General features: G+C 55.5%; 11 protein-coding genes and 1 pseudogene. 10 read left to right on the top strand and 2 right to left on the bottom strand.

Features of this window, described 5'->3' with window-relative positions; genetic code table 11:
• The first annotated feature begins 1 nt into the window (after window position 1).
• The 9 genes from xseA to recN all read left to right on the top strand — a co-directional run bounded on the left by xseA (window position 2) and on the right by recN (window position 9,496).
• Window positions 2–1,234 carry an exodeoxyribonuclease VII large subunit gene (xseA, locus tag PY311_RS10650; RefSeq protein ID WP_286148666.1) on the top strand — a complete coding sequence of 411 codons (1,233 nt, stop codon included), beginning with the start codon at window positions 2–4 and terminating at the stop codon, window positions 1,232–1,234.
• Window positions 1,209–1,445 carry an exodeoxyribonuclease VII small subunit gene (gene xseB / locus PY311_RS10645; RefSeq protein ID WP_286148665.1) on the top strand — a complete coding sequence of 79 codons (237 nt, stop codon included), beginning with the start codon at window positions 1,209–1,211 and terminating at the stop codon, window positions 1,443–1,445. The genes xseA and xseB overlap by 26 nt, the downstream gene beginning before the upstream one ends.
• Window positions 1,446–1,448: 3 nt before the next feature.
• Window positions 1,449–2,351: a polyprenyl synthetase family protein gene (locus tag PY311_RS10640; RefSeq protein ID WP_286148664.1), complete on the top strand. Its 903-nt coding sequence runs from the start codon at window positions 1,449–1,451 to the stop codon at window positions 2,349–2,351.
• 852 nt (window positions 2,352–3,203) lie between these two features.
• On the top strand, window positions 3,204–3,761 hold the full coding sequence (locus PY311_RS10635; protein ID WP_286148663.1) for a DUF21 domain-containing protein: 558 nt from the start codon (window positions 3,204–3,206) through the stop codon (window positions 3,759–3,761).
• A gap of 26 nt (window positions 3,762–3,787) precedes the next feature.
• Window positions 3,788–5,644, top strand: coding sequence for a 1-deoxy-D-xylulose-5-phosphate synthase (dxs, locus tag PY311_RS10630; RefSeq protein WP_286148662.1), 1,857 nt, complete (start codon window positions 3,788–3,790; stop codon window positions 5,642–5,644).
• Window positions 5,637–6,458 carry a TlyA family RNA methyltransferase gene (locus PY311_RS10625; protein ID WP_286148661.1) on the top strand — a complete coding sequence of 274 codons (822 nt, stop codon included), beginning with the start codon at window positions 5,637–5,639 and terminating at the stop codon, window positions 6,456–6,458. Before dxs ends, PY311_RS10625 begins: the two co-directional genes overlap by 8 nt.
• Entirely contained in the window at window positions 6,458–7,336 is an 879-nt protein-coding gene (locus PY311_RS10620; protein ID WP_286148660.1) for an NAD(+)/NADH kinase, read from the top strand. The genes PY311_RS10625 and PY311_RS10620 overlap by 1 nt, the downstream gene beginning before the upstream one ends.
• Window positions 7,333–7,782 carry an arginine repressor gene (gene argR / locus PY311_RS10615; RefSeq protein ID WP_286148659.1) on the top strand — a complete coding sequence of 150 codons (450 nt, stop codon included), beginning with the start codon at window positions 7,333–7,335 and terminating at the stop codon, window positions 7,780–7,782. Before PY311_RS10620 ends, argR begins: the two co-directional genes overlap by 4 nt.
• Window positions 7,783–7,804: 22 nt before the next feature.
• Window positions 7,805–9,496: a DNA repair protein RecN gene (gene recN / locus PY311_RS10610; protein ID WP_286148658.1), complete on the top strand. Its 1,692-nt coding sequence runs from the start codon at window positions 7,805–7,807 to the stop codon at window positions 9,494–9,496.
• A 143-nt stretch (window positions 9,497–9,639) separates the two neighbouring features.
• Here recN and PY311_RS10605 read toward each other — a convergent pair whose 3' ends face one another.
• Complete coding sequence (locus PY311_RS10605) at window positions 9,640–10,878, bottom strand: 6-phosphofructokinase (protein WP_286148657.1); 1,239 nt, start codon at window positions 10,876–10,878, stop codon at window positions 9,640–9,642.
• Between the two features lie 221 nt (window positions 10,879–11,099).
• Between PY311_RS10605 and fba the strand changes: the two genes are divergently transcribed.
• Window positions 11,100–12,068, top strand: coding sequence for a class II fructose-1,6-bisphosphate aldolase (gene fba / locus PY311_RS10600; RefSeq protein WP_286148656.1), 969 nt, complete (start codon window positions 11,100–11,102; stop codon window positions 12,066–12,068).
• 155 nt (window positions 12,069–12,223) lie between these two features.
• Here fba and PY311_RS10595 read toward each other — a convergent pair.
• Window positions 12,224–12,345 (bottom strand): annotated as a pseudogene (locus PY311_RS10595) (IS200/IS605 family transposase); the annotation flags it as partial.

Genomic DNA, 12,345 nt, shown 5'->3' with positions numbered 1-12,345 from the left:
AATGGAACGACATATTTTCACCGTCACAGAGGTCAATGAGCTGGTGAAGCTCCTGCTGGATCAGGAGCCCATGCTCTCCGGTATCTGCGTTCGGGGCGAAATATCCAACTATAAAATGTATCCGTCGGGACATCACTATTTTTCCTTGAAGGACCAGACGGGCGCAATTCGCTGTGTGATGTTCAAGGGACAGGCCATGCGCCTGCGCTTCCGCCCGGAAAACGGCATGAAGGTTCTGGCGGTCGGCCGTGTCAGTGTATTTCCAAGGGACGGTGCCTATCAGCTATACTGCGAATCCCTGACCCCGGAGGGAGCAGGCGATCTTTCCGTGGCCTTTGAGCAGCTGAAGGAAAAGCTGTACCGGGAGGGGCTGTTCGATTCCGAGCATAAAAAGCCTCTGCCGAAATTTCCAAATAGAATCGCCGTTGTGACCTCCGCCGCCGGAGCGGCGGTTCATGACATGATTCGAATCCTGCGGCGGCGCTATCCCTTGGCAAAGGTGATTTTGCTGCCGGTGCGGGTCCAAGGGGCGGAAGCGCCGGCGGAGATCGCCGGGGCCATCCGCTATGCGGACCAGTGGAAAATCGGCGATGTTATTATCACCGGTCGGGGCGGCGGTTCCATGGAGGATCTGTGGGCCTTTAACGATGAACGGGTGGCACGGGCTATCTATGCCTGTGAAACGCCGGTGATCTCGGCGGTGGGCCATGAACCGGATGTGACAATTTCGGATTTCGTGGCGGATGCCCGGGCGTCTACGCCCTCCAATGCCGCTGAGATCGCGGTGCCGGATCAGGGAGCGCTTTTGCGGCAGCTCGGCGATTTGGAAAACCGACTGACCGGCAGCGAAACGGTTCGACTGCGCACTCTGCGGGAGCGCTTGGAGGAGCTGAAGCGCAAGCGAGTCTTAACTGATCACCTTGCTTATGTACAGGATAGGCGGATGGAGCTGGCGCACCTTCAACAGCGCTTGGGAGACCTGACCGGGGCCGCAATCGGAAGGAAGCGGCAAGCCTTTACAGCCGCTGCGGCTTCACTGGATGCTATGAGTCCCTTGAAAGTTTTGAGCCGCGGCTATGCCGTGGCCCGCAATGAGGCGGGGGAGGTGCTGCGGAGCAGCGCGGAGCTGAGCCGGGGGGAATATGTTCATGTGACATTAGGAAGCGGCGGCTTTACCGCCGTGGTCAACACCATAGAGGAGGAAGACGATGGCTGTAAAAAAAATGAGCTTTGAGGAAAAGCTGGCCCGTTTGGAGGAGATTGTAGCGCTTCTGGAAAAGGGCGATGCCGCATTGGCGGCATCCTTGAGCCTTTTTGAAGAGGGAACGAAGCTGGCAAACGCCTGTACCGCAGAATTGGACAAGGCGGAGCAGCAGGTAGTAAAGCTGATGAAGGGGCCTGACAGTGCGCCTGTGGAGCTGCCGTTTGAGAGCACGGAGGACTGACGTATGACGGATTTTGAAAAGGAGCTTTCCGCTGCGAAGGCGCTGGTGGAAAAGCGGCTTGCGGAATTTTTCCCCGGCGACGGTCTTCAGGCGGCCATGCGGTATAGTCTTTTGGCCGGGGGCAAGCGGATACGGCCGATTTTGGCTATGAAATTCTGCGAGGCCGCCGGCGGCGCCATGGAGGAAGCGTTGGATTTCGGCTGCGGTGTGGAAATGCTGCACACCTATTCGCTGATTCACGATGATTTGCCCTGCATGGATAATGACGATCTCCGCCGGGGCAGACCCACCAACCATAAGGTCTACGGCGAGTGTGTGGCGACTCTGGCGGGCGACGCCCTTCAGGCGGCCGCTTTTCAAACGGTTCTTTCCGCTGAAGGTCCATGGCAGGAGAAGGGGAGCTTTGCTCCGGCTGTGTCGGCTAAAATTTTGGCGGAGGCAGCCGGTGAACAGGGAATGTGCGGCGGACAGTATTTTGATACCATTGGAGATGGAAAGGTCCTCCACACTGCGGAGGAGCTGACCGTCATCAACAATAAAAAGACCGGCGCGCTGCTGCGGGCCGCGTGCATGATGGGCGTTGCGGCATCCTCCGGCCACCGGGTGGTGGAGGAACGCTGCTTCGAGGCGGCACGGGTATACGCCACCAATGTGGGGCTGGCATTTCAGATTCGGGACGATATGCTGGATGTGATTGGCAGCGCGGAGGAATTTGGAAAGCCAATCGGCTCTGATGCCTCCAACCGGAAGTCTACCTATGTGACCCTGCTGGGCTTGGAGGAATGCGAACGCCGGGTGTTGGCCTATACGGAAAGGGCAAAGGAAGCCTTAAGAGCCTGCAAATGGCAGGGGAGCACGGAGTTTCTCTGTACGCTGGCGGACGCCATGACGGAGCGGAAAAAATAAACGGACCGGCTGCGGAGCACTTCGCGGCCGGTTTTCTGTTGGGTAAGCGATGAAGGAAACTCTGCAATGTCCGTTAATAAGACGTAAAATGAAGGCCGCGGAGCATGTGTATATTTACATTGTATATACAGAAATGGTTGCATATTTTCATGGGCTGTGCTATACTGACAAAAGCTAAGCGGCGGCGCAGTATTCTAGTCAGATCTGTCGTTTCCGAGGGAGGACCTAAAAAGCCTCCGAAGGGCATACCTGTGAAACTTCTGGTGTTTGCTTGAAACGCCCAGTTTTGGGTGGATGCTGGGAGGAAGCGTGCTGAACGCTTGCGGACTCAGGGCGATTTCCAATGGCATGGTTACCCCGACCCTGTTTCCGTGGAGACCTGCTCTTGTGCATGAACGTACTCCCGTAGCGGTATTTTCGATTTGTGTACGAAGCAGATTTGAACCTGCAATGCGGTGCATCGCGCCGATTTGGCGCGTAACGCTGTGTGCAGATGTAGCCTGCCTTGCGTGGAGCGGGTGGATGCGGGATCTACACGGTATTCGTTCCGGCCGGAACGATCACCGTGATCGCCCGCTGAAACCCGTTTTGCAAAAGAGGCTAAAGAAACGGACAGACTGCGGTGGAAAACACCTAGGCTGTTCTTTGGAAACGGATCAGGGATTGCAGTGCGGACTCAGTGGCAATCGGGTAGCGCATCCGGCAACGGTGTGCCTCGGAACTGAAAGGGGAACCGCCTCCATCGGCAACGAGGGGTGTTCCGTGGGGAAAACAGACCCGCACCTAAGCCGCAAGATTTACCTGTTCCGTTGCCGCTGCCTTAGCAATACAGTTAAAACCGGAGGCGTTTTTTTGAGCAAACCTTCGAAGCAAAAAAAAGTGAAAAGCGAAGCGTCGCGGTATGGCTGGGCTGCTACCGCGTTTTTTATGGCGGTCCTGTTTTCGGGCCTATTGAGCCTCGGCTCGGAAACGGTTTTGAATCGGGCGGGGCTTGTACTGGCGCTGGCCATTTTGCTTTTTTTCATTTGTCTTGGTATTTTGTTTGATATTATCGGCGTAGCGGTGACCTCGGCGGACGAAAAGCCGTTTCATTCCATGGCGGCCCACAGGGAGCGGGGAGCGAAGGAGGCGTTGCGGCTTTTGAAAAATGCGGATCGGGTCTCAAGCATCTGCAACGATGTGGTGGGCGATATCTGCGGTATCGTCTCCGGCGCTACCAGCGCGGTGATCGTGGCGCGGCTTCAGACGGGGCTGAATGTGCAGAGCATATTCATTTCTGTCGGCGTTACGGCGCTGGTTTCCGGTTTGACCATCGGTGGAAAGGCGATGTGCAAGCCCTTTGCCATTAAGCAGAGCAAGCAGGTGGTCTATTGGGCGGGGCGCTTTCTGCATTTGTTCCATCGGAGCTGACTTGGTTTGACCGTGGGAGGTCAATTGTGATTCTGGATATAATTCATTCCCCTGAGGATGTCAGGGCACTTCAACAAAAACAGCTGCCACAGCTCTGCTCTGAGCTGCGGCAGTTTCTGCTGGAAAACGTGTCGAAAACCGGCGGACATTTTGCGTCCAATATGGGCGTTGTAGAACTGACTGTAGCCATCCATCGTGTGTTTGATACGTCGCATGACCGGCTGGTATTTGACGTTGGCCATCAGGCCTATGTACACAAGGCACTGACAGGGCGACAGGAACTTTTTTCCACGCTGCGGCAGCTGGATGGTCTCTCCGGCTTTCCAAAGCCACATGAGAGCATCCATGACGCCTTCATTGCCGGCCATGCGTCCAACTCCGTGTCGGTCGCGCTTGGTATGGCAAGGGCAAGAACATTACAGCATCAGGATTATCAAGTGTTGGCGCTGATTGGCGACGGAGCCTTGACCGGCGGACTTGCCTATGAGGGATTGAACAATGCTGGAGCGTCTCATGAGCATCTAATTGTAATCGTGAATGACAATGGAATGTCCATCGACCCAAATGTCGGGGCGCTTCCCCGTCATTTGGCGCAGCTGCGGGCAAAGCCTGCGTACTATCATTTTAAAAAGTGGTATCGGCGTCTATTCGGCGCAAATCCGGTGCAGTCGCCCATCTACCGGTTTAACCACCGGCTGAAAACCGAACTGAAAAAAGCGCTGTGGCCCAGCAGTACGCTGTTCGAGGATATGGGCTTTACCTACCTCGGGCCTATTGACGGACATGATCTGCCCCGGCTGTGCGATATGCTGCAATGGGCTAAAGAACTGACCGGGCCGGTGGTGGTCCATGTCCATACAAAAAAGGGAAAGGGCTATCCCTTTGCTGAGCGAAATCCGGGAAAATTCCACGGAATTGCTCCCTTTGACCCTCAAACCGGCCTGACTCTACAGCCGGGAGGCGAGACTTTCTCAAGTACATTTGGAAAAACTTTGACTGATTGCGCTGCAGAGAGTGAAAAGGTTTGTGCCATTACAGCCGCTATGGAGGACGGAACCGGGCTGGCAGCCTTTGCCAAGGCATACCCGGAGCGGCTTTTCGATGTGGGGATTGCCGAGGGCCATGCGGTTTCCATGGCTGCCGGTATGGCAAAGCAGGGGATGATTCCCGTGTTTGCCGTATACTCCACATTTTTACAGCGAAGCTATGATATGCTGTTTCACGATGTTGCCCTTCAAAAGCTCCATGTGGTGCTGGGTGTGGATCGGGCCGGACTGGTGGGGGCCGATGGAGAAACGCACCACGGCTGTCTGGACATATCGTACCTGACCGGCATCCCGGGCTTTACCGTGCTGTGTCCCTCCAGCCTATCCGAGTTGCGTTCCATGACGCGGCAGGCATTATTTGAAATCCAAGGTCCTGTCGCGCTCCGCTATCCGAGAGGCGGGGAGGGGCATTTTACACAGGACACAGGCAGCCAAGCGGTAGTGCGTCTTCGGGACGGACATCAGGCAGTGCTGGTTTCTTATGGAATTTTGATCAATCAGGTGCTTGACGCGGCGGAGCGGCTGGAGCGAGACGGAATTTCCACTCGTGTTGTGAAGCTGAACCGCATTGCGCCCCTGGATACCTCCGCGCTGCTTCGAGAGCTTGATGGTGCGGATACAGTTCTCGTGCTGGAGGATTGCTTTGAAAACGGTAGCATCGGCCAGCAGATCGCCGCACTGCTGGCTGAGTCGGGGCGGCAATGCCGCCGGGTCATTCTGCAAAATTTGAAGGACCGCTTTGTACCGGAAGGAACCGTAGAGCAACTGCAAGAACGGTTTGGACTGGACGCGGACGGTGTATATCGGGCAGTAAAGGAGGCTCTATCCCGTGAGTAACAAAACAAGACTGGATCTATTGCTGACAGAACGCGGACTTCAGGAGAGCCGCCAGAAGGCGCAGGCTACCATTATGAGCGGTCTGGTCTTTGTGAACGGGCAGCGGGTAGATAAGCCCGGAACCGCAGTTCCCAATGATGCTCCCATTGAGATTCGGGGCAATACGCTGAAATATGTCAGCCGCGGCGGCTTGAAGCTGGAAAAGGCCATGGCGGAATTTCCCATTGATTTGCACGGCTGTATCTGCGGCGATATCGGCGCCTCTACCGGCGGCTTTACGGATTGTATGCTACAAAACGGCGCCAGTAAGGTTTACGCGGTGGATGTGGGATACGGACAGCTTGCATGGAAACTCCGGGAGGACCCGCGGGTCGTTTGTATGGAGCGGACGAATGCTCGATATCTAAGCCATGAACAGATCTCGGATGAGCTGGATTTTGCGTCCATTGATGTCAGCTTCATTTCTCTGAAGCTGATTCTTCCGGCGGTGGCCGGTATCCTGAAGGACGGCGGCTGTGTGGCCAGCCTTGTGAAGCCGCAGTTTGAAGCCGGCCGGGAAAAGGTCGGGAAAAAGGGTGTTGTCCGCGACCCGACCGTGCATAAGGAGGTCCTTGAGCATTATCTGGAGCACGCACAGGAAGCCGGCTTCGGCGTTCTGGGTCTGACCTATTCGCCGATTCGGGGGCCGGAGGGAAATATTGAATATCTGGGCTTCCTGAAAAAAGGCGCTGAAGCGGCGCAGACGTTTGACTTGGACGCACTGGTGGCCGAATCACACGAGGCGCTGAATGAGCACGGAGAGGGGCATACGTAATGGAGCAGAAAACGATCATTCTTTGCCCGAATCCGGATCGGGACCGAGGTATGAAGGCAACCACCACTGCCATACAGCTTTTGCAGAGCGTTGGGTTTAAAACGGTGGTCTGTTCGCCCTTCCGCGACCCGAAGGCCGGCGCGTTTGGAAATCTCCCGGTGAAGCCCATCCTGCCAGAATTAAAGACTGCAAGCCTCATCATCACACTGGGCGGCGACGGAACGATTTTGCATCTTGCAAAGCTGGCGGCGCTGCACAAGCTGCCGATGCTGGGAATCAACATGGGCGGATTGGGCTTCCTTGCGGAGCTTGAGGTCAATGCGCTGGAGGCTCTGAAGGGCTTGCAGGGCTGGACATTCCCCATTGAGGAACGCATGATGCTGGATGTTTCCGTGCTGCGGGATGGTAAGCAGGTATATACCAACATGGGCCTGAATGACGCTGTGATTCGGGAGGGACCGATCTCCCATGTGATTCATCTGAAAATATCCTCGGATGGCAGGCACTTGGCGGATATTGCGGGAGATGGCGTCATTATCGCAACGCCTACCGGCTCGACAGCGTATTCGCTTTCGGCGGGCGGACCTGTGGTGGAGCCTGTGGCGCAGACCATGGCGCTGACGCCGATCTGTACGCATAACATGAGGTTTTCCTCTTATATCCTTTCGCCGGAGCACACCCTGACCGTGGAACTGGAACGCAATGGCCGCAAGCCGGTCTTCCTGTTTGTGGACGAGAGCAGGGCGTTTCCGCTTTATTCAAATGATATTGTGCAGATTCGCCGCAGCCGCCATGTGACCCGCTTGGCGCATCTTTCCGAAAAGAGCTTCTGCGAGGTATTTGCTCAGAAAATGCTGCCGGGAGGGTTTCAGGCATGAAGAACAACAGACAATCCCTGATTCTTGACATTATTGCAAAGGAAGCCATTGAAACGCAGGAGCAGCTTTTGGAGCGGCTCCGGCAGCGAGGCGTTGCGAGTACGCAGGCAACGATTTCACGGGATATCAAGCAGCTGCATCTTGTGAAGGAACCGGCAGGGCAGGGGACTTATAAATACGCGGTGTCCCACAGTCGGGCTCATCTCAATATCGCCGATAAGCTGCGGACGATTTTCCATGAGAGTATTACCAGCGTGGAGGCGGCCCAGAATATCGTGGTATTTAAAACGCTGGCCGGTCTGGCCGGCGGCGCCTGCGAGGCGCTGGATCACATGGACATCAACGGCATTGTGGGTACGCTGGCCGGGGAGAATACGGTCTTTGTTGTGATGCGGGACAATGCCAGTGCGGAGACGTTCTGCCAAGAGATACAGGAAATGCTATAACGTTCACGAGGAGTGGATAAATATGCTGGAGCTGCTTCACATCGAGAATATTGCTGTGATCGAGCTGGCGGATATTGCATTCCGGCCCGGCTTTAATGCCCTGACCGGCGAGACCGGCGCGGGAAAGTCCATCGTGATTGATGCCATGGAGGCGGTCTTAGGCGGACGGACCTCCCGGGAGCAGATTCGCACCGGTGCGGATAAAGCGTTTGTCAGCGCCATTTTTTCAGATGTGCCGGAAAATCTGCCGGGACTTACCGAAAACGGTGCGGCCCCGGATGAGGAGGGCAATCTTACGCTCCAGCGCGAGATCAGCAGTGAGGGGAAAAGCATTTGCCGCGTAAACGGACGTCCGCTGACGGTGACACAACTCCGCCAAATCGGCAAGGAGCTGCTGAATATCCACGGCCAGCATGACGGACAACTGCTTTTGGACGAGAGTCGGCATCTCGCTTATCTGGACCGTTTCGGGCAGACAGCAGGATCTTTGTCCGCTTACAAAAAAGACTATGACGTCCTGTGTGATATCCGCAAGCAGCTTCGAGCACTGGAAATGGACGATGCGGAGAAGGAACGGCGGATGGATTCCCTGCGCTACCAGATCGATGAGCTGGAGCGCGCGGAGCTGGTCCCCGGCGAGGAGGAGGAGCTGAACGCCCGGAGAGAGCTGCTTCGCAACGGTGAAAAGTATATTTCCGCGCTGTCCGGAGCGGATTACTGCCTGAACGGCGATGATGCGGAAGATGGTGCAGTGTCTGCAATTCGTAAGGCTGAGGATTCGCTGAGCGGCATCCGGCACCTGAACGGTGATATGGAAGAACTGTTCAAGCGTGTGGAAACCCTTCGCTGTGAAGCGTTTGACCTTGCCGAGGTCATTCGGGATAAGCGGGAGGAATTTGACTTTTCTCCTGCGGAGTTGGACGCAGCGGAGGCGCGGACAGACCAGCTTTACCGTCTGAAAAAGAAATATGGGGCCACTGTGGAGGACATGATCGCCTATCAGGAGCGCTGCCGTGACGAGCTGAATGCAATGGAAACGGCGGACGATTTGCGGCTTCAGTTGGAGCAAAAACTGAAAAGGGCTGGGGAAGCGGTGGAGCGCGCCGGAAAAGCGCTGACGCAGGCTCGCAAAAAGGGAGGAGAGCGACTGGAGCAGCGAATCCAGAAAGAGCTGCGGGAGCTTGATATGGAAAAGGTCCGCTTTTCCGTTGATTTTGCGGCTAAGGAGCCGGGGACAGATGGCTGTGACACCGTTCGTTTCCTGATGTCAGCCAACGCCGGAGAAGCGCTGCGCCCAATTTCCAAAATCGCCTCCGGCGGCGAGTTGGCCCGCATTATGCTGGCACTGAAAAATGTGCTGGCAGAGCAGGAGCAGATCGCTACGCTGGTTTTTGACGAGGTGGACACCGGCGTGTCCGGCCGGGCGGCACAGAAGGTAGCTGAAAAGCTGGCACAGCTTGCCTGCCATAAGCAGGTGCTGTGCGTCACGCATTTGCCACAGCTTGCGGCCATGGCTGGTACGCATTTCCTGGTGGAAAAGGGCGAACAGAACGGACGGACCTTTACAAAGGTGGTCGAGTTGGACCGCGAGGCGCGAAAGGCGGAGATCGCCCGCATCACCGGCGGCAGTCAGGTGACGGACGCACTGCTGGCCAGCGCGGCGGATATACTGGATCAGGCGGCGGCTTACCGTGCACAGCTGCGCGAGAGGTAAGCAGACAGGCTGGCTTGCAGGCTGCTTAAATTGAACATACAAAAGCGGAAGTGTTTTTTTAAAACACTTCCGCTTTTTGGTAATTATGATTTCAGAAAGCCGGATTAGCTGGTGCAGTCACTTACCACAGACACAGAATAGCCTTACTTGACCAGTACCTTTTTCAACTTGGCGAAGCGGGGGAGGGAATCTACTTTCGGCAGCTTCGGCTCGCCTTGAATCAGCGGCAGCACATAGTCGATAAAGGACTGCTCCACGCCGTTGTGCGCTGGATTGATCCATTCAAGGGGAACCTTCTTTTCCGTGTTGGCAACGTCAGTAAGGGGCAGCAGCTTGGTCTTGCAGATGTATTTTCCGTCCTCGCAGCTCCGCTCGAAGCCCACCATTTTATCGGTCACGCCGTTCACAGCGTTTTCAACAGCGGCCTTTCCGCTCATGATGGCCTCCTCAATGTCCGTTTCGGAGGCAAGATGAGCGCCGCAGCGCTGAAGGAGGCTCAGCTCAATACCGCGGACCTTGGCACCGGTCTTTTCCTTGACAACGGCGGCCAGATGCGCGGCCAGACCGCCCAACTGCGCGTGGCCGAAGCCATCGGTAGCGGAGGTTTTAGCCTCGGAGACAAAGGTGCCGTCGGCATAGTGGATACCCTCGGACACCGCGACCATGCAGTTGCCCTTTTCCTTATAAATGCGCTCCACATCGCTGAGGAAACGCTCCATATCAAAGTCCGTTTCGGGGAGATAAATCAAGTCCGGGCCGGCGCCATAGGCAGTGGCCAGCGCGGCGGAACCGGCCAGCCAGCCGGCGTGGCGGCCCATGATCTCAATGATGCAGATCATGCCGGTATCGTAGACCCGGGCGTCCTGATAAACCTCCATGCAGCTTGTTGCGATGTACTTGGCGGCAGAGGCGAAGCCGGGGCAGTGATCCGTGCCGAACAGGTCATTGTCAATGGTCTTGGGGACGCCCATGACACGGCACTCATAGCCGACCTTCTGCATATACTTGGAGATTTTGTTGCAGGTGTCCATGGAATCGTTGCCGCCGTTGTAGAAAAAGTATCGGACATCGTACTTTTTGAATATCTCTAAAATGCGCTGATAGTCCGTATCGTCCGCTTCGGGGTCCGCCATTTTGTAGCGGCAGGAGCCCAGCGCGGAGGAGGGAGTATACTTCAATAGCTCCAGCTCTGCGGCGTCCTCCTGACCCATATCAAAAAGACGGTCATTCAGTACACCCTTGATGCCGTGCTCCGCGCCCAGCACACGGGTGATATTCGGATTTTTCAACGCAGTTTCAATAACGCCATAGGCGCTGGCGTTGATGACAGAAGTGGGACCGCCGGACTGACCGAAAATACACGCGCCTTTCAGTTCACTCATGAAAAGTTCCTCCTGTTTCAAATGGTGCTTACGCAAGATTACTTACATCATAGCATTCGGGAAGGGGAAAGTAAATACTTGCATTTTATTTTCCCTGTGATATGATGGGAGCAGAAAAGCGGTTTCCTTTCAGGCAAGGATGATACTGTCGAAAATCCAAGAGCTGAAGGGGAAGCGGACACTATGTTTAATATGTTATGAGCTTATGGGAGGATGATCGTATGCCACTGGTTACTTCGACCGAAATGTTCAGAAAAGCCTATGACGGTGGGTATGCCATCGGCGCTTTCAACGTCAATAATATGGAAATCGTGCAGGGCATTACCGAGGCCTGTCAGGAGGAGCACGCTCCCGTGATTCTTCAGGTTTCAAAGGGCGCCCGTGCCTATGCCAATCACACCTATCTTGTAAAGCTGGTGGAAGCGGCGGTGGAATGTTGCCCGGATATTCCTATTGTCCTGCATCTGGACCATGGCCCGGACTTTGAAACCTGCAAGAGCTGCATTGACGGCGGCTTTACCTCTGTTATGATTGATGCTTCCTCCAAGCCCTTTGCCGAGAATATTGAAATTACAAAGAAGGTTGTGGAGTATGCCCATGACCACGGCGTTGTGGTAGAGGCAGAGCTGGGAACGCTGGCCGGCATTGAGGATGAAGTCAAGGTCGCGGCCCATGCGGCATCCTACACCCGCCCAGAGGAAGTAGAGGAGTTTGTTTCCAAGACCGGGTGCGACTCTCTGGCCATTGCTATCGGCACCTCTCACGGCGCGTTTAAGTTCAAACCGGAGCAGTGCACCCGCAATGCTGATGGCATTTTAGTGCCGCCTCCGCTGCGCTTTGACGTTTTGGAGGAGGTATCCAAGCGCCTTCCCGGCTTCCCCATTGTGCTGCACGGTTCGTCTTCTGTCCCGCAGGAGTATGTCAAGATGATTAACGAGCATGGCGGCAAAATGCCCAACGCCATCGGCGTACCGGAGGATCAGCTGCGGCAGGCCGCAAAGCTGTCCGTCTGCAAGATCAACATTGACTCCGACTTGCGCTTGGCCATGACGGGCACCATCCGTCAGTTTATGGAGGAGCATCCCGATAAGTTTGACCCCCGTGAGTATCTCAAGCCCGCCCGGGCCAATATCAAGGAGTTGGTCCGCCACAAGCTGGTGGACGTTCTCGGCTGCGCCGGCAAGGCATGAGCAGGTGTGCACACACTGAAGTAGTCAAAACCTCCGGCTAAGCCGGAGGCTTGAGTAAGCCCTATAAGGGCTTTATGCGGACAAAGCCCCTTAAGGGGCCCGAAAAGATTTGCCGATTGCATTGCTTTCTCGGGCTACCCCTTAAGGGGTTTTTGTTATGCCTTGGTATTCTTGCTACCCGTAAACGGGTCTACGAATTCCTTGATGCTTATCTGGTCGGCTATTTGGTCCTCTTGCAGTTGATTTTGGATGTAAGCTTTAATTGCTTTTTTGTTTC

Source organism: Neopoerus faecalis, from assembly GCF_029218125.1.
GTDB classification, from domain to species: domain Bacteria; phylum Bacillota; class Clostridia; order Oscillospirales; family Oscillospiraceae; genus Oscillibacter; species Oscillibacter faecalis_A.
This window is presented reverse-complemented; position numbering and strand designations above follow the sequence as displayed.

Excerpts from the sequence above, each read along its gene's own strand:
- PY311_RS10605 (WP_286148657.1), bottom strand. The coding sequence starts at position 10,878 with ATGAGTGAACTGAAAGGCGCGTGTATTTTCGGTCAGTCCGGCGGTCCC.
- PY311_RS10640 (WP_286148664.1), top strand. The coding sequence starts at position 1,449 with ATGACGGATTTTGAAAAGGAGCTTTCCGCTGCGAAGGCGCTGGTGGAA.
- argR (WP_286148659.1), top strand. The coding sequence starts at position 7,333 with ATGAAGAACAACAGACAATCCCTGATTCTTGACATTATTGCAAAGGAA.
- fba (WP_286148656.1), top strand. The coding sequence starts at position 11,100 with ATGCCACTGGTTACTTCGACCGAAATGTTCAGAAAAGCCTATGACGGT.
- xseA (WP_286148666.1), top strand. The coding sequence starts at position 2 with ATGGAACGACATATTTTCACCGTCACAGAGGTCAATGAGCTGGTGAAG.
- recN (WP_286148658.1), top strand. The coding sequence starts at position 7,805 with ATGCTGGAGCTGCTTCACATCGAGAATATTGCTGTGATCGAGCTGGCG.
- xseB (WP_286148665.1), top strand. The coding sequence starts at position 1,209 with ATGGCTGTAAAAAAAATGAGCTTTGAGGAAAAGCTGGCCCGTTTGGAG.
- PY311_RS10620 (WP_286148660.1), top strand. The coding sequence starts at position 6,458 with ATGGAGCAGAAAACGATCATTCTTTGCCCGAATCCGGATCGGGACCGA.